The organism is Sutcliffiella sp. FSL R7-0096, from assembly GCF_038595065.1.
Lineage (GTDB): Bacteria > Bacillota > Bacilli > Bacillales > Bacillaceae_I > Sutcliffiella_A.
In genome coordinates, this window is record NZ_CP152003.1 from 4,136,417 (window position 1) to 4,157,773 (window position 21,357).

Genomic DNA, 21,357 nt, shown 5'->3' on the forward strand with positions numbered 1-21,357 from the left:
TGCGACTGCAGGGTCTCCCCTAAACGCTATCTCCCTCAGGATTCTTCGCCTATTTTCCAATCAACAGCTTGATTGCTGCAAAATCAACAATCGCTTCAACAGAGCCTAATGAAATGTTAACTAAGGTTAGGTTGCCCCCCAGTAGGATAATTAGTCTTCTTTTGTCATTTCCTCATATTGCTCAGCAGTCATTAATTTGTCTACTTCGCCAGCATCTGTAGGTTCCACCACAATCATCCAAGCTTTTTCATATGGTGATTCGTTAACGTACTCAGGGCTGTCATTTAAGTCTTCGTTGACTTCCACTACTTTACCGCTGATTGGAGCGTAAAGTTCAGATACCGTTTTAACGGATTCTACACTTCCAAAAGGCTCATCTGCAGAAATTTCGTCTCCAACTTCAGGAAGCTCTACAAACACGATATCTCCAAGTTCGGATTGTGCAAAGTGTGTAATTCCAATTCGAACTGTTTCCCCTTCAACTTTTACCCATTCATGCTCTTCGGAATAACGTAAATCTTTAGGTGTGCTCATCAATAATTCCCTCCATCAAACTAGTTTATTTTAAGCTCTTCTAAAAGGGCGTACCCATTTATAAAGAGAGCCTGTCCTATTTCCATGTTTCTTCAAACTGCTTTTCGTTAAATCCAACTGTTACTTTGCTGCCATCTGTTGTAATGGGACGCTTAATCAACATGCCGTCTGTGGCAAGAATATCAAGCAACTCATCTTCAGAGGCTGTTTTTACTTTATCCTTTAATCCTAGCTCACGATATTTCATGCCACTTGTATTAAAGAATTTCTTGAGTTCAAGGCCGCTTTTTTTATAAAGCTCCTCCAGCTTTTCACGTGATGGTGGATTTTCGACAATATGTACTTCTTCTACTGCTACACCATTCGCTTCCAACCACTTTTTTGCATTGCGGCATGTGCCACATTTAGGATACCAATAAAACGTTACTGCCATAACCTTTTTGCACCACCTTACAATACATGATTTTACTCATATATTGTAGCATAACAGAAAGCTTGCGCCTAATTATCAACTCTAATAATTCGACGAATTTCTTAGATTTCCTTTATAACTTCAAACAATTTATTCATGCAATGGATTTTAAGTGGTTTAACCGCTAAAATAAACCTATAGCGGGGAATACGGAACGGTGAAAGGATGAGCCCTATGACGGAAAAGTTATCAAAAGAACTAAAAGAATTTTTGTTCACTTCTTTTGAAAAGAAATTAGCTGTCAAAAAGGGAGCTTATTTATTTCAGGAGGGCATGGTGGCTTCCGACATTTATCTGGTATTGAATGGAAACTTTAAAATAAGTAAGGTGACACCTGATGGCCAGGAACTTACTTTACGGCTTTGCAGCAAGGAAGATCTAGTCGGGGAACTGACATTATTTTGTCCAGGTGCAATCTATATGCTCAGTGCAAGATCGATGGATGATAAAGGGGAAGTGCTTGTTATCCCAAAGTTGGAATTGGAACGGAAACTCGCGGAAAACGGCCAACTTGCTTTGGAGTTTATGAAATGGATGAGCCTACACTTCCGGAAAACGCAGACGAAGTTCCGGGATCTTGTTCTTAATGGTCGAAAAGGGGCACTTTATTCCACATTGATACGAATGTCGAATAGCTATGGTGTGCTAAAAGAAGAAGGTATTTTTATCGACCTTCCATTAACCAATCAGGAGCTTGCAAACTATTGTGGTACCTCTCGGGAAGTGGTGAACAGGATGCTTTCGGAGTTGAAAAAGAAAGGGTCGATATCAGTTGATAGGGGTAAAATCACCATTCATGACTTGAATTTTTTGAAGCAAGAAATACATTGCGAGAATTGTCCTGATGAGTTGTGCCGGATAGATTAGAGAAATTCATTTAAAAAACCAGGCCCTTCCAAAACGGAGGCCTGGTTTTTCAATATTATACTGTGTATTTTTGAGCATCCAATACGACAGCGGCAATTTCTCGCTTCTTTGCCACTACATTGATTGGTGTGTGGCGAGTGAATTTACGTAATGCAGAAATCATCATGCGAAGCGAATCTCCACTTTCGGCAGCTACTAATGTTTCCCTTGCATCTGCTTCGATCTGGTTGAATGCCTCTTGACAGAACACTTGCGTGTAAAGGACTTTTAATTTGTTTTTGTCTTCACCTGATTTTGCAATCGCTTTTTCTGTACGTAGAACAGCTGATTCCATGGAATAAACATTGCTGATGATGTCCGCGATGTTAACAAGCAATTCTTGCTCTCTTTCCAAGGCTTTTCCGTATTTTTGCGCGACCAGGCCAGTCATAAGGATGGCAATTTTCTTCGCGTTCTTCACAAGATATTTCTCTTGCTCCAATACGCCATCGCCTACTTCTTCCGGCATAAGCATCATTAACTCTTCTTGTAGGCTTTGCGCTTTTTGGATAAGTGGAAGCTCGCCTTTTAATGCTTTACGCAGATAGGTTCCTGGAACCAACAAGCGATTGATCTCGTTTGTTCCCTCAAAGATACGGTTGATACGGGAATCGCGGTACATTCTTTCTACTTCGTACTCTGCCATAAAGCCATATCCACCATGTATTTGAACTGCTTCATCCACTACATAGTCAAGCGTTTCAGAACCGAATACCTTATTCAAAGAACACTCGATTGCATATTCAGCTACTGCTTTTGCCACTGCATTTGGGTCTTTCTCTTCTTCTTTCGTCAGGCGGCCCATGCTGTCTTCAAAAAGACCGACTGTGCGGTAAACGGAGCTTTCCGTTGCATATGTTTTTGTAGCCATGTTTGCAAGCTTCTCTTGGATAAGGGAGAATTTTGCGATTGGAGTTTTGAATTGCTGACGTTGGTTTGCATACGTTGCTGCAAGTTCAATTCCACGTTTAGATCCACCTACTGTTCCAACAGCCAATTTGTAGCGTCCGATGTTGAGAATGTTAAATGCGATAACGTGGCCGCGGCCGATTTCACCCAGTAGGTTTTCTTTTGGTACTAATGCATCTTCTAGGATCAAGGTACGCGTGGAAGATCCTTTAATCCCCATTTTCTTTTCTTCCGGTCCAGTGGATACGCCACCAAAGTCGCGCTCTACGATGAATGCAGAAAAGTGCTCCCCATCGACTTTTGCATAGACAACGAATACATCAGCAAAGCCTGCATTGGTGATCCATTGTTTTTCACCATTCAATACATAGTGCGTTCCTTCGTCATTCAGCTTAGCAGTCGTTTTCGCACCAAGTGCATCCGATCCAGAACCCGGCTCTGTTAATGCGTAAGCTGCAAGCATTTCACCGGAAGACAGTTTTGGAAGGTATTTTTGCTTTTGGTCTTCATTCCCGAAGAGAACGATAGGAAGGGATCCGATTCCAACGTGTGCTCCGTAGGATAAGGAGAATCCTCCAGCTCTTGAGAATTTTTCAGTGATCAAGGATGAACTGATTTTATCAAGTCCGAATCCGCCGTACTCTTCTTGTACGTCTGCTCCTAATAAGCCAAGTTCTCCTGCTTCTTTTAAAAGTTTTACGGAGATATCGAAGTTGTGGTGTTCGATTTCTTCTAGGTTTGGTACTACTTCGTTTACGACGAATTCTTCTGTTGTTTTGGCAATTAGTTTGTGCTCGTCTGAGAAGTCCTCTGGTGTGAAGACTTTTTCTGCGGCGATATCGTCAAGTAGGAAGCTTCCGCCTTTGATTATATTTTCTAATGTGTTTGACATTTTTTATTCCTCCCGTTTGGTAAAAGAGTTTTGGTTGACTCGTAACTTCCTGTTGACTTCCGTTCCGGGTGTTCGCTTTCCGCGGGGCGGTGCTTGAGCCTCCTCGCAACGCTTCAGGGGTCTCAAGTCTACCGCTACCTTCCGCCGGAGTCGAACTCCCTGCACTTCAGTCAACAGGGGAAATCACTATGCATAAAAGATTTCTTATCAACTTAATTTAATTTCTTAAGCCAGTAGCTCGAATACGCCTGCGGCACCCATTCCGCCGCCGATACACATGCTGACGATACCGAACTGTTCATTGCGGCGTTGCATTTCGTGTAGGAGGGTCAGGGTCAGTTTGGATCCTGTGCATCCAAGTGGGTGTCCTAGGGCGATTGCTCCACCGTTCACGTTCACTTTGTCTTCATCAAGACCCAATTCGCGCATGACCTGGATTGCTTGGGAAGCAAATGCTTCGTTCAATTCAAGTAAGCCGATATCAGAAAGTTCCAAGCCTGCAAGCTTTAGAGCTTTGGGTATTGCAACTACCGGGCCGATACCCATTACTTCCGGTGGTACGCCACCTACGGCAAAGGATCTGAACTTAGCGATAGGTTTTAACCCCAAGGCTTCCGCTCTTTCTCTTTCCATAACAAGGACAGATGCTGCTCCGTCACTTGTTTGAGAAGAATTTCCGGCTGTTACCGAACCTTTAACATTGAATGCCGGACGAAGTTTACTCAATACTTCCATTGATGTTCCAGCTCTAACTCCTTCATCTTGGCTGAATGTGAAAGTGGATTCTTGCAACTTGTTGTTAGCTCCAACCTTACGAAGCGTTACATCAACTGGTACGATTTCATCAACAAATTTACCTTCTTGAATTGCTCTTGCGGCACGTTCATGACTGCGAACAGCGAATGCATCCTGGTCTTCACGGCTAACACCGTACTTTGTTGCCACCTGTTCTGCCGTATGGCCCATTCCCATGTAGTATTCTGGTGCCGAATCCACTAGTCTTGCATTCGGTCGAACTGTATGACCCACCATTGGGACCATGCTCATGGATTCTGCTCCACCAGCGATGATGGATTCAGAGTGTCCAAGCATGATTCGTTCTGCCGCATACGCAATAGTTTGCAAGCCTGAAGAACAATATCGATTGATGGTAATCGCAGGTACACTTGATGGAAGTCCAGCCAAACCTCCGATATTTCTAGCCATGTTCAGCCCTTGTTCCGCTTCTGGCATCGCACATCCAAAAATCAGGTCATCGATTGGACCATCATAATTGCCTGCTCGTTTTAATGTTTCTTTTACTACTAATGCCCCTAGATCATCTGGTCGAACTGTAGCTAGTGATCCTTTTCTTGATCTTCCGACTGGTGTTCTTGCACCAGCAACAATAACCGCTTCTTTCAAAATGCTCCCCTCGCTTTTCTAGTAGTTTAGTAGAGTAAAATTGCTTCCTCACCGCTGTTGAACTCCGCAAACGGCTTCGCTTTCCGCGGGGCGACCTTGAGCCTCCTCGGCTTCGCCTGCGGGGTCTCAAGATTGTCGCTACTCTCCCGCTGGAGTCTACGCCTTTTGCTACATTCAACAGCTAGGAACCTTATCTTTATCTTTAAGATGATTATTAGTTTAGTTACGCAATGGTTTTCCTTTTACTAGCATGTGTTGCATGCGTTGTTGGGATTTTGCTTCACCAACTAGGCTTAGGAATGCTTCTCGCTCAAGATCGAGTAGGTACTGTTCATCCACTTCCGTTCCGAACGGTACATTTCCACCCGCGATAACATGTGCAAGCTTTTTGGCAATCTTTAAGTCGTGTTCGGAAATGAATCCGGAATAGTGCATATTGTGTGCTCCAAGCATTAAAGTTGCATAGCCTGTTTCCCCAACCACAGGGACTTTCCTGCGAACAGGCGCTGTGTAACCTGCATCATAGAGACTTGTTACCGCCTGCTTCGCGTCATGGATTAAGTGGTCGCCGTTGAAGCTGATTTGATCTTTATTGTTCAGCAGGTGAAGATCTCTTGCTTCAGCTGCGGAAGTGGAGACTTTTGCCGTCGCAATTTGTTCGAATACTTTGTTCGCAACCTTTTGCAGGTCATATTCAAGTCCTTGTGGCATGCTGTTTAAATGCTTGATATATAGCTCTTTATTTCCACCTCCACCAGGGATCAATCCTACTCCAACTTCTACAAGACCCATATACGTTTCACTGGATGCCTGCAGTTGGCTAGTTGGCAAGCAGATTTCTGTTCCACCACCAAGTGTCATGCCAAATGGCGCTGCGACAACCGGTTTGGAGCTGTATTTTATTTTCATCATGGCTTGTTGGAAGTGCTTTACAACCATGTCTATTTCAAAATAATTATCGTCTTGCGCTTCCATAAGGATCATGGCAAGGTTTGCCCCTACACAGAAGTTCTTGCCTTGATTTCCGATCACAAGCCCTTTGTAGTTCTTATCCACTTCCTCAAGCGCGTAATTCACCATCTGGATAATATCGAGCCCAATCGCATTGTTCGGTGATTGGAATTCAAGTAATGCCACATCGTCCCCAAGGTCGATTAAGCTTGCTCCTGAGTTTTTCTTGATCACACCCTTTGTTTCTTTCAGTGTTTTCAAGTGGACTACTTTTGGATTTACTTCAAGGGCAGTGTATGTCCCGTTATCATAGAAGAGGGTTGTTCCGCCATCTTTTTTGTAAAAAGTACGGTGGCCGCTGGCTAACATTTCGTCGACCCATTTTGGAACCGGAATTCCGTCTTCTTTCATTTTCATGACCGACTCTTCCAGACCGATGGCATCCCATGTTTCAAATGGTCCATGGTCCCAACCGAAGCCCCATTTCATTGCTTGGTCGATTGCCACGATATCATCGGCGATTTCACCAAGTAACTCGGCAGAATAGCTTAATACCGGTGCAAGAATACTCCAGATCAGATTTCCTGCTCGATCGTCGGCATATACAAGCGCTTTCATTTTGTTGCTATAGCCTTTTGCTTGTTTGCTCATTTCAAGCGCAGGAGTTTTCAACTTTTTACGTGCGTTATATTCCAATGTTTCTGGGTTAAGTTCCAAAATCTCTTTTCCTTGTTTTAGGAAGAAGCCTTGACCGGACTTGGAGCCCAACCAACCTTTTTCCTTCATCTTGTTCATGAAGTCAGGAATTCGGAATACTTCTTGTTCCTTGCCTTCCACTTTTTCATACACATTGTTGGCTACATGGATGAATGTGTCCAACCCAACAACATCAAGTGTACGGAAGGTTGCACTCTTCGGTCTGCCGATTGCAGGACCTGTAACAGAGTCCACTTCACCGACGCTATAGCCGCCCTCGAGCATTTCGTTCACCGTTACAAGTAATCCATATGTTCCGATGCGGTTGGCAATGAAGTTTGGCGTATCCTTTGCAAGTACGATCCCTTTTCCTAAAACATCTTCACCAAAAGATTTGATGAAGCTCACGACTTCCGGGTTCGTAGCTTTTGTCGGTATCACTTCTAGCAATTTCAAGTAACGTGGTGGATTAAAGAAGTGTGTTCCAAGGAAATTCTTTTTGAAATCTTCGGAGCGTCCTTCTGCCATCGCTTCAATGGAAATACCGGATGTGTTGGAGCTGATGATGCTTCCAGGCTTGCGGTGTGCGTCTACCTTTTCGAAAAGTCGCTTTTTGATTTCCAGGTTCTCGACGATTACTTCAATTACCCAGTCACAATCTGCAATCTTTTCCATATCGTCTTCTAGGTTTCCTGCTTCAATTAGAGCAAGGTTGGATTTGGATGTAAGTGGAGCTGGTTTTTGCTTTAATAATTTTTGTAAAGCTGTATTTGTAAATTTGTTTCGGATTGCTTTATCAGAGAGTGTTAAGCCTTTTTGTTCTTCTTCACTCGATAATTTGTTAGGAACGATATCTAACAAGATTGTAGGAATGCCAACGTTTGCTAAGTGTGCGGCAATGCCGGATCCCATAACCCCAGATCCAATTACAGCAGCCTTTTTAATACTTTGTTTCATTCTTCCTCCCCCTTGATAGTTGGTTTTAATGGTTAGTGATAGTTTTTTTGAATGAATGCTCATTCATTTTTACCGCAAAAAAATATCTCCTTTACAAGAGTTCCCTTGGTTTTAACTATAAAGTATTTTGAAAATTTTCGCAATAAATAAATCGGAATTTACCATATTATTTTCTAATGTCTGTTGCATGTTGCTATTTAGCGTGGGAAAAATGAAGAGGTGGAGGTGAGACATCATGGCAAAAATGAAAAAACAACCTTCTCATGCTGCAAAAAGTGCGGCAAGTGTAAAAGGAAACGCTGGTCCTACCGTGGAAATGGACTATAGCGGGAAAAAAACGAGCAACAATCAGCAGTACGGGAAACATAACATGCAAGACTGATTTATATACGAAAAGAGCGTGCTGTTCGCACGCTCTTTCTTATTTCTTGATGATTCCTTTTAGTACGAATGCGACGTTTGCAGGACGTTCTGCCAGGCGGCGCATGAAGTATCCGTACCAGTCTGTGCCGTATGGAACGTAAACACGCATTTTGTAGCCTTCTTTAACTAGCTCTAACTGGCGCTCCGGGCGGATTCCATATAGCATTTGGAACTCGAATTGATCCTTTGAGATACCGTGTTTCTTGACTAGATCTTTTGTATATTCAATCATGGTATCGTCATGGGTGGCAACTGCTGTGTAGTTTCCGTTCAATAGGTGCATCTCGATAATTTTTTTGAAATTGTCATCCACATCTTTTTTCTCAGGAAAGGCAACTTCCGGTGACTCCTTATAAGCACCTTTTACAAGACGGAGGTTCGGACTGTATTGGTTAAGATCTTCCATGTCCTTGATCGTACGGTATAAATAGGACTGGATGACTGTTCCAACATTGTCATAATCCTCTCTTAACTTTTTAAAGATCTCAATTGTTTTTCCGCAGCGTGAGTAGTCTTCCATATCAATGGTGACGAATACTCCATATTCCTTTGCCGCATCAAGAATTCTGCGCATGTTTCGCATAACCACATCGTCTGAAATATCCAGTCCCATGGAAGTCATTTTTAATGACAATTGGGAATCCAGGTTTTCGGTGCCGATTGCACGAATGGCTTCGATGGAGTTGTCTGCCATTACATTTGCTTCTTCTTCGGTATCAATGAATTCACCCAAATAGTCGATGGTGACACATAGGTCTTTTTGGTTGAGCTCCTGGATGCATTTTACTGCTTGATCAATCCGTTCCCCAGCGACAAACCTCCCAGCACCACAACGTAATCCGTATTTTCTTGCCATTTTTGTTAATGCCTTATTCTTGGATAAATATAAAAATGTATTGCGCATTACTTGTTCCATTTTGTTATTCCTCCCGCTTTTCTTGGTGTCCCTCTCCGATTGCTTTGTGCTATTTTTCTAAAATTATCGCTCTTTTCATTGTTACGAAATATGCATTCCATGCCATATTTAGAGTGTGTATGAAATAAAAAGTTAAAATAACGACTTTGTACTCCATAACAGCAACAAATCTTGATGAAAAGAGCTTTATAGTAAACGCTTTCATTGAGTGTAAAAATAAAATTACACCCTCATTTTATCATCTTTTCAAATATTTGAATACAAATTATTTGTCGGGAAATAGTGTTGTTTGCTGTCGTTATTTTAAACATCATGAGTGTCGATGATTTTCCCGATTCATACATAATTTCCTGCTTAACGGTTACGCTACATTTGATAGATTATGATAGGAGGTCGTTGTATGCAACAGCAACAACCACAGCAAAATACTACTCAACAGCCCGGCTTTTATCAGCAACCGCCAAACGTCGTAACGACAAAAGATTCCTTATACTTTGCAGATATGCTTTCATGGAATTTACTTGCGATGAAAAAAGCTCATTTCTTTGCAAGTCAATGTCAGGATCAAGAAGTTGTGAATGCTATTGAAAAAGCAGGCCAAATGCATCAGAGGCATTATCAAAAGATTTTGACTCACATTCAGGGTCAAAATCAAATGCAGCAACAGCAGCCACTCCAATAAGAAAGAAGGGTACTTCATGAATCAGCAAAAAATACAGAATCCTGAAACACAGGTTGCCAAAACACCTCAAATGAATGAGCGTGACTTCATCAATGATATGCTGGCGACAGAGAAATACATGACCGCTTCCTATAGCACCGCACTTAATGAAGCAAGCAACCAGCAGATTTACACCGATTTGCTAGCGATCTTCAATGAAACGCAGAACTGTCAGCGTGAGCTATACAATTTGATGTTCCAAAAAGGCTGGTATGGACTAGAGCCTGCCGATCAGATGAAGTTACAGCAGGAATATCAGCAGTTCCAAGGCTACACGAACCAGTTTCCTTATGGCACTAATGGAATGATGCAATAAATAATAAAGCGACGGGTGAGCTGACACATTCAGTATCATCCGTTGTTTTTTGGTATTTTTATGTCCATGCAAAATCGTATCTTCCCTTCTACCCTTCTCAATATTTTCCGAAACACGAACCTTTCTAATTAACATAATTCCTTGGCGTTTGTTGTGGTAAAATTAAACAAATTGCATTTATTTTAGGGGTGAATTTGGTGAAACTTTTAATTTCTCTGATTTTGGTAGGAGTTTTGTTAAGTGGATGCTCTAATTCAGACGGTCATCAAGAAAAAGTTGCAGAGTTAGAAAAGGAAATAGCGGAAGTCTATGCACAACTAGAGGATAAAGAAATGGAATTAGAGACAGTTTCCCAAAAGCCTGAAGAAGAGGAGACTGGGGAGTTCTTCACGATTCCTAAAGATCAAGTTCCTCGTTTATGGCGAGATGTTGATGCACAACTTTGGGATTACTTAATCGATCATTCTATGGCAGAAGAGAACGGCTGGAAAAAAGACGTTACAAATTGGCGAGAGTGGGTTGGAGAATTTGATGAGGCTCTGGGGACTGCCAATCAAATTTGGGAAACTCCAGGACTGTTAATGAATGCATGGATGTTGGATGTAGAAATCAGTTATGGACTTGGTATGGATGTATGGGAAATTAACACTAGGATTGATTTGGATGAGAATAAAGCGGAAGGATACATAATGAGTTATGGAATGCATGATGATTCTGTTTCCGGAAGTGATATAAAGCTGACGATGTTGAAAGAAAATGACTTCTGGTATGTGGAGAAGGCGGAAGTACGTGAAAGGTGTTCAAGGGGTGTAAGTGAGGATAAAGAGCTTTGTTTGTAGCCAAATAAAAAAGCCCGAAATACGAAATGCGATGGATGTTGGGCGGGGGTATTGGTGGAAGGAGTGGGAGATGGTTGGCGGTAGAAATGGCGCGGTTCTTGTCGATTTCCTGATAAAATGAAGAATTTCATGATTTATCGTGGGAATTCCTGATATCCTACGAATTTTCATGATATATTTCAGAGTTTCATGATATCCTTCAAATTTTCATGATATCCTTCAAATTTTCATGATATCCAACTGAAGTTGGCTATTCCCTCCCCAGATTGTGAATTTTGCTAAGATTGGACAAATGGTCTTTTATGATGGAAATATTTAATTTACAAGGCGTGGATACTTCGCAAACTATAAAGTAGGCTCTGTTAAAGTTTCTTGTTGATAATGAGCAGGTTTCCAGCTGTTGATTGGATCAAAAGGTGTAGACTCCTGTGGGAGAGTAGCGACAATCTTGAGACCCCTGAAGCGTTGTGAGGAGGTTCAAGGTCGCCCTCTGGATAAGCGAAGCCTATTGCGGAAATCAACAGCTGCGTTTAACAGGGCATTAAAGTAATGGAGCCCTGATTTGCAAGATAGCAATTCAAGGCTCTTCCTCATTTACCGCTTTTCGCACGGTGGGCATCATTCAGTTCTTTGATTTCTTTGATTAATGTCATCATGTCCTGCTTGGCGTCCGGATATTGCTCATTCCAATGCTTCACAAGTGGTGGCATTGATTTTGCGATATATGTATAGAGCACCCATGCTTTCACATTTTCTTTGTGCTCCTCATTCGCTTCTCCTAAAAGAAGTTCTGTGTATTTCTCCAATAACCCATCCAACTGCTGTTCGAGTTTTTCGTTCATCTGCCGAACCTCCCCTCAAGCTTTTGTTCCATTATAGTGAAGTCAATCACACATTACAATTCAATGGACAGGTCGAGCAACGTGCACCCTCGCTATTGGTTTTATAATAGTAGCAGCAAGTTGTTCGCATTCTCATCTCTGCTTGGTGCTGTTCCACAAACGTTTTTGGCTTGTAAAACGTTGCGGCTGGATTTCTTTTCATTCCGAATAATGCCGGGTCGGCCTCCAGTAAGCTTTTAAAATCTTCCTCTTGGTATGGTGTATCCAGCTCCAGGTTTTGCAGGATGGACTCGTACATCCAGTAGATATAAAGCACAATATTTTCCCATAAAGTTTGGCGGGATACCTTCGCCACTTTGGACATACGTTGAATGAGCGGGGCAAATACATCGTGGAATAGCTCTTTGAAATGTTGTACTCTCCATTCCTCGCGAGTATTAAATGCCGTTACCTCAACCGCTTGGACCTTCGTATAACGAAGCTTCGGAAGCCAAACATCATTCTCCATATAAGAATCAATCCAGATAGTAGAAGGGTCTACCTTCAGGGTTTTATTGAATGCTGACATCGAGAGCAGGCAATTAACGGCAAGGAAGCCGAGCCTTTTCATGAGAAGTGATGCTGCAACGTCCATTTCATCTGTCCCCAAAGCATCCTGCACCTTCAACAAATACGCTTCCGTTCCATCATGGATAAGGGAATGAAGGGAGATGGTATCTTCCACTTCTGCCTCCCCTGCTACAAACCGGCAGCTCTCTTCCAGAAAACGAAATTCCTGTTGAGTCAGTGTACTCATCATGCTCTCAGCCCTTCCAAATTAGGCACTAGGCATCTACCGCGACCGTGCGGAATGCATAATGGTGTGCCAAAAAGCGGATCTGTTGTAACCTGGCAATTCATATCAAAAACATTTTTCACAAGGTCACAGTTAATTACTTCCTCCGGCTTGCCTTGAGCATAAATCTGCTTATCACGGATGGCAACTAAGTGGTGTGCATAGCGGCAAGCAAGGTTAAGATCATGAAGCACCATGATGATAGTACGGTTTTCTTTTTCATTCAGTTCGAAAAGCAAATCTAGTATTTCGATTTGATGAGTAAGGTCCAGATAAGTTGTCGGCTCATCCAACAAGATCACATCCGTCTCTTGGGCAAGTGTCATGGCAATCCATGCGCGCTGACGCTGCCCACCGGATAAGGAATCGACCGTTCTTTCTGCCAATTCCTCCATGCCAGTTGCACGAAGGGAGTCCCAGACCACCTTCTCATCATGCTCTGACCATTGCTTTAACCACGACTGGTATGGATACCTTCCTTGTTTTACCAGTTGAAGCACGGATAACCCTTCCGGTGCAGTCGGACCTTGTGGAAGGATGGCAAGTTGTTTGGCAATGTCCTTTGTGGATTGGCCAGATATCGCCTTTCCTTCAAGGAGCACATTTCCTTGACTTGGCTTTAACAAACGAGCTAACGAACGAAGCAAGGTGGATTTTCCACAGCCATTTCCACCGATAAAGACCGTAATCTCCCCTTTAGGGATTTGCAGATCTAATTCCTCTATAATGATGGATTCACCATAGGATAATGTAAGTGACTGGGTTTCTAATGCATGCATGTTACTTCCACCTCTCGTTAAGAATTTCTCGTTTTGTAAAGCAGATAAATAAAGTATGGCGCTCCGATTGATGCGGTAAATACACCTGCTGGAATTTCAAGTGGTGAGAACAGGGTTCGGCCGATCAAATCGGCGAGCATGACAAGAAATGCTCCGATAAATGCCGATGTTGGAATCAATACTCCGAAAGAAGAGCCGACTAGCCTGCGGGCAATGTGGGGAGCCATCAATCCAACAAATCCAATGCCCCCTGCAAAAGCAACCGCTCCACCTGTTAATGCCGTACTCAGAAATAGAAGGCCCATTCTGTGCTTGTTGACAGCACCGCCAACTCCTGTTGCCACCTCATCTCCAAGTTCCTGTATGTTCAATTGCCTTACTGCCATTATGCTGACGATAACAAGCAGGACAGTCCAAGGCAATAATATTTTTACATGACTCCAGTTCGAGCCATATACTGTTCCAGTGATCCAAATGTTCGCTTGGCTTGCTCGATAAATGGGACCAAGTAACATGAATAACGTAGTCAATGCCTGCATTAACGTGGAAATCCCGATGCCGATCAGCACTAGCCTAATCGGTGATAATCCGTTTTTCCATGCAAGGGAATAAACAATGATCGCGATGGCCGTCGCGCCGACAAATGCACTTAATGGCAGCCATTGGATGCTAACAGTCAAAGAGTTGTTGCTATCACTGAAAAGAGCTAGAAACAAGACAACCGCTGTCGAAGCACCGCCAGTCAATCCTATAATATCAGGAGATGCGAGCGGGTTCCGAATTATGCCCTGTAAAATGGCACCGGCAACCGCAAGCGAAATTCCGACGAGCAGCGCAATGATGATCCGTGGTAGCCTGAATGATTGGACAACTAGCGTTTCCATGGAGTCTCCTTGACCAAAGAATACTTTTATGACATTCCAAGGCGAGATCTTCATGTCCCCCATCCCTGTACTTAAGATGAAAAGGGCGATTACAGCCAGTGCTAAACTGACAATGGTGAGAATCGCTTTTTTATCTATAAAAAAGGATAAGTTATCTTTTCCTAGTCGAAACGTTTTGTAATTCTTCATTTTCCATGGAACCCCCTTCGTGCAATGTAGATGAAGAATGGAGTTCCAATGATGGCTGTCATGACACCGACTGGGACCTCTTGAGGCATGATGACATAACGAGCACCAATATCCGCCGTCAACAGGAGAATGCCTCCTAGAATCCCACAGTATGGAGCAAGCCAGCGATGATCGTTCCCTACAAAGTAGCGCGCAACATGCGGAATGACGATGCCGATGAAGACAATGGGTCCTGCAATGGCAACCGCACCTCCCGCAAGGAGGATGATGATGACTGCTGCCGTTAATTTTACAATGCCTGTTTTCACTCCAAGACTTGTTGCCACATCATCCCCCATTGCAAGCAGGTTGATCTTTTTTCCTATAAAGAAGGAGGCAATCCAAGCAACCGCTATATAAGGAAGAACCGCGTAAACCATATTGAGGCTTCTCCCCTGAACAGAACCAGCAAGCCAGAAAAGCACTTGATCCAACGCAGTCTCATTTACAACAAGCAACCCCTGTGTAAGTGAGGAGAACATAGCAGCGAAAGCAGCCCCGGCAAGTGTAAGCTTCATAGGGGTCAGACCCTCCCGGCCAATGGAGCCGATGAAGTATACGGCGAATGCAGCAAGTGCGGCTCCCGCAAAAGCAAGCCAGGTGTATGTTTGCAACGAGGTGACAGAGAAAAAAGAGACCGCCACCACTACAAAAAAGCTTGCTCCCGCATTAATACCGAAGATACCCGGGGATGCCAATGGATTCTTGGTTAATGCCTGCATCCATAGGCCGGCAATTGCCAGGCTTCCGCCTACTATGGCGGCTATGATCGCCCTAGGAAGGCGAACAGATTGAATGATGATATGCTCATTGGATCCATCAAAATTGCGGAATGCATCAATCGCAAGTGACAGGCTCGTATTTGTATATCCATATATGATGCTTGCCACAAAACTGAAGAATAATAGAATTACTCCTATGATCAATCCCAGTATTTTATGGCTATTTTTTTGGAGTAACATAATTGTGTACCTTCTATCTATATATAACTTTTTATCCACTTATAAGTTTAGGAGAATTAGGAGGAAGTGTCAATGACTTTGAAAATCATTCTCAAAAGTTATTGACAACGTTTCTCATCAAGCGTACTATTTATCTTGTGAATGAAAATCATTATCAATACTATACGGAGGCTACATATATGTTAAAGAACAAAAAGTTTTTCACATTATTTTTGCTTAGTTTAGTTACTTCCCTTGTGCTGGCAGCTTGCTCTGGCAACACTGCTAACAATGGTGGTCAAGAGAAAGATGCTTCTGGCGACGGAGAGGCACCTTCTGAGGAAACAGCTTATAAAGTGGAGCATGCAATGGGGACAGCTGAAATCGAAGGAACTCCTGAGCGTGTCGTCATTTTAACAAATGAAGGTACAGAAGCATTGCTTTCCATGGGTGTAAAACCTGTCGGAGCTGTTCAATCTTGGTTAGGTGACACTTGGTATGATCATATCAAAGCAGACATGGATGGCGTTGAAGTGGTTGGGACAGAAAGCGCGGTAAACCTTGAGGCGATTGCTGCACTACAGCCTGATTTGATTATCGGTAACAAACTTCGTCAAGAAGACGTGTATGAGCAACTGAATGCTATTGCACCAACTGTTTTTGCTGAAACGTTAAAGGGAGATTGGAAAGAAAACTTCCAGCTTTACGCTAAAGCATTGAACAAAGAAGAAGAAGGTAAAAAAGTGATGGATGACTTTGATGCACGTGTTGTTGAAATGAGCGAGCAGCTTGGTGAAAAGAAAGAGCAGGAAGTATCGATTGTTCGTTTCACTGCTGGAGATGTTCGTATCTATCATAAAGATTCCTTCTCTGGAATCATTCTAGATCAGCTTGGATTTGCACGTCCAGAATCTCAAAATGTTGACGACTTTGCTGAAATGAATGCAACAAAAGAAAGAATCCCTGCCATGGATGGCGACATCTTGTTCCACTTCTCTTATGAAACTGGTGATGGAGAAGCGACTAAAATTAAAGACGAATGGTTGGAGGATCCTCTATTTAACAACCTGGAAGTTGCAAAAGCAGGTAATGTGCATGAAGTAAGTGATGCTGTATGGAACACTGCTGGTGGCGTACTTGCAGCGAACATCATGTTGGATGATATTGAAGACGTGTTTTTAGGGGAAGAGTAATATTGAGGGAGCTGGCACTTGTTGTGTGCCGGCTCTTTTTTTGTTTTTGGTTCTGTAAAAGCATACTTTTGTTTTTTGTAGCAACCTAGCTGTTGATTGGAGCAATAGGCGAAGACTCCTGAGGGAGATAGCGTTTTAGGGGAGACCCCGCAGGCGCAAGCCGAGGAGGCTCCCCAAACGCCCCTAGGAAAGCGAAGCCTAGTGCGGAAATCAACAGTGGTGTTTAACAGAGCCTTGTTTTCTAAGCTTTTTGGAGTCCGTACAAGTGATAAATTCAAGTAAACGGACATTTATGGTGCATCTCCTCCGACAACCCCTTCCTATTCCCAAAATTCTGTGGTCAATCAAAACCAAAAAAAAGAGGACCCGAGAGCCCCCTCCTGCAAACATATTAACTTACAATACTATTGAATCTCACTTCTCTCCACTACGGTACCTTCCGCATCTTTCACCACTACCGTCAGCGTATAGCGTTGACCAGTATGGTTGGCAGGAATTGCAACGTCCGCATTAAACACTTCTTCACTCTCTCCTGTCACTTCATAGGCTTCTTCAGAAGAATGTTTCACTCTGCCATGCTTGTCCACTAACTCCACAGAAACCGTGAACTCACGAGTATCGCGAACATGGTTAGCAATCGTAGTGCTGACTGTTACATCAGACTTGCTTTCAAGTTTCTTCAACTCTTTTCCTTTTGCATCAAGGAATCTGTTCTCAACCGTATACTTCACTTCCGGCTCTTCGTAGGAGTCTTCCTCGTATTCCACAATATCAGCTACGCCACGAGGCTTAAGTTGAATCACTCCATTAAAGTTCCCGGAAATACCTGTCACAGTAACCAGGTCTCCATTTTCAAAGGTGAAGTCACTGAATACTAGGCCAGTACGGTTATCCACACGGACCACTACAGATTCTCCATCCTTCGTTGCCACAAATTCAAAAGTACCAAAATTATTAACGCTCTTAAGCTCTGAAATTTCCACACCCTCAACAGATACTAGCTCCCCTTCGTTCGAGCTGCCAAGTTCTGCTGGCGTCACCACTTGAGCTGCAGGTACATCAGCAGTGCCAGTCTTTTCAAATGCAGTCAAAGAACCGATCTGGAACTCACCATTATAAGAGCCGACGGTACCTGTCACTTTTACCACATCACCTGGAACTACATCCTCAGCGTTTTGGAATACGTACGTTCCAGCTGTTTCATCCTGTACATAGAATCCTTTTTGGCCCCATGCACCAGAAATTGTCGTAACCACACCCTCAATCGTTACCACACTGCCGTTTGCAGCTTCTCTAGCTTCTGCGATCGTCACTGTCCCGATGTCGCCGCCAGGCTCGCCCACTTCAGAGATGCGCCCTTCTGCTGCATAGTTGATTGGTCCGTCAAAACTGCGAACAAAATTCACTGTTGCTTCTAAGTCTTCCGGTCCTGTCACAGGGTTTTTGCCAAGTTCTCCGATAGGACGATACTTGCTTCCTGTGGACGTTGCCATAAAGTTGTTTGTTACAACCGTATATGTTGCTTCCTTATCGATTGGTGTTCCGTCAGGGAAAGTGATATCTACCACTTTGTAAGTGGAACCATCCCACGTATAGTGGAAACCAGCAATACTGTAGTCTGGTCCATATGGAGCCTGAAGTTGTGCATTCATGATTGTATACAGATCTGCACCTTTAATCTCAAGCTTCATTAACACATTGTTAAATGGCTGGATGTTAAACAACTCGCCCCAAGTGATGTCCCCTTGATTTAGATTGTCACGGATTCCGCCGCCATTCATCAAGGCAAAGTCCGCATCCATTTCTGCTTTCATGCCATCTGCAATAAGGTTTCCAAGAGCATTATCGCCAACCTCACCGCGAACGCCATATCCGCCTTCCATTGCTACTTCCGCAAATCCGACCACTTCATTCAAAATAGGCGCAATGCGATTTTCATAGTTTGCAAGAATTTCCGTTACAACTGGATCTGGATCCATTTTGCTTTGATCAACGAATACAATTTCTGCTTCCTTGTTTACGATATCGCCTGTTTCCGGATCGATTTCAAGGTCTACTGCAGAAAATGCTTTTCCATAATCCAATGCTTGGACAATCAGTTTGTTGTCCACCATTGCATTTACGATTTCGTGGTTATGTGCTGCAAAAATAACGTCCACTTCATCATCCACATTCTTCGCAAGGTTTGCCGCGTCCCCAGTAGCCGTTTCCCCTGATTGGGATGCCGGCATATGGGAAAGTACCACAATCGCTTTGATTCCTTGCTCTTTCAATTCATCAGTCGCTTCATTGACTGCCTGTACTTCATTCGTAAACGTGATATCCTGGATGCCATCCGGGATTACCATATTCAATGTCGCTGTTGTGTTTACACCGATAAAGCCGATTCGTTCACCGCCAACCTCTAAAATTTCATAAGGAGGCAGGAAGGTTTCACCGGAGTCTTTCCAAACACAGTTGGCACAAACATTCGGGAAGTTCATCCCTTGATAACCTTCTGTTCCTTTACCTTCCGGATGGTCTCCGCCATTTACCATACGTAAGAATTCTTCTGTACCCTCGTCAAACTCATGGTTTCCGACAGTACCAATATCAAATCCGATTTCATTCATGATTTCAACAACCGGCTCATCTTGAAGCAATGCCGCAACAGGGGAGCTTCCTCCGATCATGTCACCAGCATGGACGATTAAAGTATTTGGATTCTGTTCTCTACGGTCTTTTAAATAAGCGGATACATAATCCATGCGGCCTGCAGCTGCAATGCCATAGTCTCTTGATAAATCATATGTTTGATCAATTTTACCGTGTAAATCATTCATTCCTAGAAGTTGCACGGACACTAGCTCGCCTGGATTTGGATTCGGTTCTTCTCCATCTTCAGCGAGTGTGAAACCAGCTGCCAGTGCCTCCGCTTCATTCCAGAAGAAGATGCGCTTCTCAACAGGTACCTTTTCCCATTCAGTAGGCTGTACATATTCTTTTGTATCAGAGTTTCCAACCGGTTTGTTTAATGGGTTATTTTCATAGCGTGCACGGAAGAATGTTGGTAGCTCAAGTAATGGATCCTCTTCGCTCCAGATTCCTTTCCCCGCATCCTTCGCTTCCTTCACGGCAGCCTGGAATTCGTTATACTCCTCTTCCGGACCTATCGGCCAGATGAAATAAGTCACTGCGAAACCTTCTCTTGCCATTTCAAGGTTAGTGTTCAAACGGTCTTCTTTACGTAAAACTTGAGCCAAAATCCGTCCGTAATTGTCAGTAGGCTCATCGCCGATTTTTAAAATAACTTCATCACCGGCTTTTAATAAAGATTGCATGTGTTCTGTGGCACGTTTTCCATGATCCATCTGATTCTGATCAAGGTCGTTTCTGATAGAATGATAGGTTTCCGGCGTATCGATATTTACATAACGAACGCTTTGAGAACCGAATAATGGAGATGTGATACGTATCGTATCGCCATCCGTTACACGCTCTACAACCGCAGGATATTCCCCAGCTGCACTTGGTGGTTCAGGTTGTTCTGACGCCAATACGATATCGGACGCTTTTCTCGGTAAAATTTGATAGGTATTGTATTGGCTAAGGATAGCAGTAATCTCATACCACTTACCTGCTTCCAATGCATCAATCGCATTCGTACCCTCCATCACACGTAATGTAGTGGAGTTAAAATCATTATCCGTCAATGTTACATTATATCCGCCACCAGCCGGAGAAGATGGCTTGTTGGATACATAACCTGTTACTGTTACAAGCTGGCCCTCTAAAGGTTCCGCCACAGTTGCAGATTGAAGGTCTTCAATAGTAATAGGTGTTGGTTCTGGAAGTGCTTCATTTTCTGCTAAAATTTCTATGCCATTGGAATTCGGCATGATTTCAAGCAGACCGTTATAAAGGGCGATTTTCCCTCTCACTTCTACTTTTTGCCCTTCTACAAGGTTAGGGAAACCTGATAAACTATTGGAAAACAAATTGATCCCCGCTGTTTCATCTTGTATGTAAGTGGATAGCTTCCCACCGCCAATTGCTGCATTGTCTGCTGTGACAACACCTTGAACGATGACTTCTTGTCCTACATTTTTCGTGCGCGCTTCAGCAAGTGTGATTAGTTCCGGTTCTGCTGGAGGTACAGGGTCCTGGCCGCCGTCGATGATGGTGAAAGCGGTTGGGCTTCTTAAACCTGGTACTGAAAAATACGCTTCAAGTGAACCAGTAATTTGAATTTTTGCGTGGTAGTTACCCGGATTATCAACAAGGTTTAGTGCTGTCCTAATTGAATTATTAGGTAGTTGGACTGGTAGCATTTTTCTAATGTCTGTTTCATTCGGGGAGTCTGCAAATGCTAGATTAGTAGCTTGGGCCCATGGAGCTTCCAAATCAAAATTATTGGTGGACACAACCGTCCCCACAATATACCCCTCTACATTCGCCGTTCCGCTATTATTGGCAATTGCTTGCTCCACTGTAATAGCCGTTGATTGGTTCTCTGCCGCATAAGTTGTAATGTTCATAGCTGGCAAAAGATTAGAGAATACTAATATGAAAGCTAATAGAATCATGACAACTCTTTTAGAATGATGTCGCATTTGTTTTCCTCCCTCTATAAATATTGATATATCAACGGTTTGACCCGTTGGTGGGATGTCAAAAAAATATTTTTCGACATACTCCCTAACAGATATTAATAAATTTGTGATTCTCTTACATTTGGTG

The 21,357-nt window shown here is 43.2% G+C and carries 18 protein-coding genes; 6 read left to right on the forward strand and 12 right to left on the reverse strand.

Translation table 11 applies throughout. The features are described from left to right. Positions 1 to 150: 150 nt before the first annotated feature. Together gcvH and MKY77_RS21305 are read right to left on the reverse strand one after the other, a co-directional pair. Positions 151 to 534 carry a glycine cleavage system protein GcvH gene (gcvH, locus tag MKY77_RS21300; protein WP_339147693.1) on the reverse strand — a complete coding sequence of 128 codons (384 nt, stop codon included), beginning with the start codon at positions 532 to 534 and terminating at the stop codon, positions 151 to 153. Positions 535 to 610: 76 nt separating this feature from the next. Further along, positions 611 to 967 (reverse strand): arsenate reductase family protein, encoded by a 357-nt coding sequence (locus tag MKY77_RS21305; RefSeq protein ID WP_339147694.1) that lies wholly within the window; start codon positions 965 to 967, stop codon positions 611 to 613. A gap of 213 nt (positions 968 to 1,180) precedes the next feature. Here MKY77_RS21305 and MKY77_RS21310 point away from each other — a divergent pair, with 213 nt between their 5' ends. Beyond that, entirely contained in the window at positions 1,181 to 1,873 is a 693-nt protein-coding gene (locus MKY77_RS21310) for a Crp/Fnr family transcriptional regulator (RefSeq protein WP_339147695.1), read from the forward strand. A gap of 55 nt (positions 1,874 to 1,928) precedes the next feature. Here the strand turns inward: MKY77_RS21310 and MKY77_RS21315 are convergent, their stop codons facing one another. The 3 genes from MKY77_RS21315 to MKY77_RS21325 all read right to left on the reverse strand — a co-directional run bounded on the left by MKY77_RS21315 (position 1,929) and on the right by MKY77_RS21325 (position 7,721). Next, complete coding sequence (locus tag MKY77_RS21315; protein WP_339147696.1) at positions 1,929 to 3,713, reverse strand: acyl-CoA dehydrogenase family protein; 1,785 nt, start codon at positions 3,711 to 3,713, stop codon at positions 1,929 to 1,931. A gap of 225 nt (positions 3,714 to 3,938) precedes the next feature. Beyond that, complete coding sequence (locus MKY77_RS21320) at positions 3,939 to 5,117, reverse strand: acetyl-CoA C-acetyltransferase (RefSeq protein WP_339147697.1); 1,179 nt, start codon at positions 5,115 to 5,117, stop codon at positions 3,939 to 3,941. Between the two features lie 219 nt (positions 5,118 to 5,336). Continuing rightward, on the reverse strand, positions 5,337 to 7,721 hold the full coding sequence (locus MKY77_RS21325) for a 3-hydroxyacyl-CoA dehydrogenase NAD-binding domain-containing protein (RefSeq protein ID WP_339147698.1): 2,385 nt from the start codon (positions 7,719 to 7,721) through the stop codon (positions 5,337 to 5,339). Between the two features lie 235 nt (positions 7,722 to 7,956). On the opposite strand from MKY77_RS21325, the gene MKY77_RS21330 reads away from it, so the two are divergent. Then, positions 7,957 to 8,103 carry a YuzL family protein gene (locus MKY77_RS21330; RefSeq protein WP_339147699.1) on the forward strand — a complete coding sequence of 49 codons (147 nt, stop codon included), beginning with the start codon at positions 7,957 to 7,959 and terminating at the stop codon, positions 8,101 to 8,103. A 39-nt stretch (positions 8,104 to 8,142) separates the two neighbouring features. Here the strand turns inward: MKY77_RS21330 and MKY77_RS21335 are convergent, their stop codons facing one another. Beyond that, positions 8,143 to 9,060, reverse strand: a complete 918-nt coding sequence (locus tag MKY77_RS21335) for a proline dehydrogenase (RefSeq protein WP_339147700.1) — start codon at positions 9,058 to 9,060, stop codon at positions 8,143 to 8,145. 400 nt (positions 9,061 to 9,460) lie between these two features. Here MKY77_RS21335 and MKY77_RS21340 point away from each other — a divergent pair, with 400 nt between their 5' ends. The 3 genes from MKY77_RS21340 (at position 9,461) to MKY77_RS21350 (ending at position 10,936) form a co-directional block, all read left to right on the forward strand. Next, on the forward strand, positions 9,461 to 9,742 hold the full coding sequence (locus tag MKY77_RS21340; RefSeq protein ID WP_339147701.1) for a hypothetical protein: 282 nt from the start codon (positions 9,461 to 9,463) through the stop codon (positions 9,740 to 9,742). A 16-nt stretch (positions 9,743 to 9,758) separates the two neighbouring features. Continuing rightward, the gene (locus tag MKY77_RS21345; RefSeq protein WP_339147702.1) at positions 9,759 to 10,097 is read left to right on the forward strand and encodes a spore coat protein; all 339 of its coding nucleotides are present in this window, start codon (positions 9,759 to 9,761) and stop codon (positions 10,095 to 10,097) included. Positions 10,098 to 10,294: 197 nt separating this feature from the next. Then, on the forward strand, positions 10,295 to 10,936 hold the full coding sequence (locus MKY77_RS21350; RefSeq protein ID WP_339147703.1) for a hypothetical protein: 642 nt from the start codon (positions 10,295 to 10,297) through the stop codon (positions 10,934 to 10,936). A gap of 590 nt (positions 10,937 to 11,526) precedes the next feature. Here the strand turns inward: MKY77_RS21350 and MKY77_RS21355 are convergent. The 5 genes from MKY77_RS21355 to MKY77_RS21375 are packed head-to-tail and all read right to left on the reverse strand — an operon-like array spanning position 11,527 to position 15,466. Next, on the reverse strand, positions 11,527 to 11,778 hold the full coding sequence (locus MKY77_RS21355) for a YusU family protein (RefSeq protein ID WP_237663124.1): 252 nt from the start codon (positions 11,776 to 11,778) through the stop codon (positions 11,527 to 11,529). A 46-nt stretch (positions 11,779 to 11,824) separates the two neighbouring features. Next, the gene (locus MKY77_RS21360) at positions 11,825 to 12,577 is read right to left on the reverse strand and encodes an IucA/IucC family C-terminal-domain containing protein (RefSeq protein WP_339147704.1); all 753 of its coding nucleotides are present in this window, start codon (positions 12,575 to 12,577) and stop codon (positions 11,825 to 11,827) included. Next, the gene (locus tag MKY77_RS21365; protein ID WP_339147705.1) at positions 12,574 to 13,392 is read right to left on the reverse strand and encodes an ABC transporter ATP-binding protein; all 819 of its coding nucleotides are present in this window, start codon (positions 13,390 to 13,392) and stop codon (positions 12,574 to 12,576) included. Before MKY77_RS21365 ends, MKY77_RS21360 begins: the two co-directional genes overlap by 4 nt. 17 nt (positions 13,393 to 13,409) lie before the next feature. Continuing rightward, positions 13,410 to 14,465, reverse strand: a complete 1,056-nt coding sequence (locus MKY77_RS21370) for an iron ABC transporter permease (protein ID WP_339147706.1) — start codon at positions 14,463 to 14,465, stop codon at positions 13,410 to 13,412. Next, a complete protein-coding gene (locus MKY77_RS21375; RefSeq protein ID WP_339147707.1) occupies positions 14,462 to 15,466 on the reverse strand; it encodes an iron ABC transporter permease in 1,005 nt (334 codons plus the stop codon). Before MKY77_RS21375 ends, MKY77_RS21370 begins: the two co-directional genes overlap by 4 nt. A gap of 179 nt (positions 15,467 to 15,645) precedes the next feature. On the opposite strand from MKY77_RS21375, the gene MKY77_RS21380 reads away from it, so the two are divergent. Then, the gene (locus MKY77_RS21380; protein WP_339147708.1) at positions 15,646 to 16,638 is read left to right on the forward strand and encodes an iron-siderophore ABC transporter substrate-binding protein; all 993 of its coding nucleotides are present in this window, start codon (positions 15,646 to 15,648) and stop codon (positions 16,636 to 16,638) included. Between the two features lie 404 nt (positions 16,639 to 17,042). On the opposite strand, the gene MKY77_RS21385 is transcribed toward MKY77_RS21380, so the two are convergent. Then, the gene (locus MKY77_RS21385; protein WP_339147709.1) at positions 17,043 to 21,230 is read right to left on the reverse strand and encodes a 5'-nucleotidase C-terminal domain-containing protein; all 4,188 of its coding nucleotides are present in this window, start codon (positions 21,228 to 21,230) and stop codon (positions 17,043 to 17,045) included. Between the last annotated feature and the right edge of the window lie 127 nt (positions 21,231 to 21,357).

Bases quoted from the DNA above. Each gene is read 5' to 3' on its own strand.
- gcvH (WP_339147693.1), bottom strand. From the start codon at position 534: ATGAGCACACCTAAAGATTTACGTTATTCCGAAGAGCATGAATGGGTA.
- MKY77_RS21305 (WP_339147694.1), bottom strand. From the start codon at position 967: ATGGCAGTAACGTTTTATTGGTATCCTAAATGTGGCACATGCCGCAAT.
- MKY77_RS21310 (WP_339147695.1), top strand. From the start codon at position 1,181: ATGACGGAAAAGTTATCAAAAGAACTAAAAGAATTTTTGTTCACTTCT.
- MKY77_RS21315 (WP_339147696.1), bottom strand. From the start codon at position 3,713: ATGTCAAACACATTAGAAAATATAATCAAAGGCGGAAGCTTCCTACTT.
- MKY77_RS21325 (WP_339147698.1), bottom strand. From the start codon at position 7,721: ATGAAACAAAGTATTAAAAAGGCTGCTGTAATTGGATCTGGGGTTATG.
- MKY77_RS21330 (WP_339147699.1), top strand. From the start codon at position 7,957: ATGGCAAAAATGAAAAAACAACCTTCTCATGCTGCAAAAAGTGCGGCA.
- MKY77_RS21335 (WP_339147700.1), bottom strand. From the start codon at position 9,060: ATGGAACAAGTAATGCGCAATACATTTTTATATTTATCCAAGAATAAG.
- MKY77_RS21340 (WP_339147701.1), top strand. From the start codon at position 9,461: ATGCAACAGCAACAACCACAGCAAAATACTACTCAACAGCCCGGCTTT.
- MKY77_RS21345 (WP_339147702.1), top strand. From the start codon at position 9,759: ATGAATCAGCAAAAAATACAGAATCCTGAAACACAGGTTGCCAAAACA.
- MKY77_RS21355 (WP_237663124.1), bottom strand. From the start codon at position 11,778: ATGAACGAAAAACTCGAACAGCAGTTGGATGGGTTATTGGAGAAATAC.
- MKY77_RS21360 (WP_339147704.1), bottom strand. From the start codon at position 12,577: ATGATGAGTACACTGACTCAACAGGAATTTCGTTTTCTGGAAGAGAGC.
- MKY77_RS21365 (WP_339147705.1), bottom strand. From the start codon at position 13,392: ATGCATGCATTAGAAACCCAGTCACTTACATTATCCTATGGTGAATCC.
- MKY77_RS21370 (WP_339147706.1), bottom strand. From the start codon at position 14,465: ATGAAGAATTACAAAACGTTTCGACTAGGAAAAGATAACTTATCCTTT.
- MKY77_RS21375 (WP_339147707.1), bottom strand. From the start codon at position 15,466: ATGTTACTCCAAAAAAATAGCCATAAAATACTGGGATTGATCATAGGA.
- MKY77_RS21380 (WP_339147708.1), top strand. From the start codon at position 15,646: ATGTTAAAGAACAAAAAGTTTTTCACATTATTTTTGCTTAGTTTAGTT.
- MKY77_RS21385 (WP_339147709.1), bottom strand. From the start codon at position 21,230: ATGCGACATCATTCTAAAAGAGTTGTCATGATTCTATTAGCTTTCATA.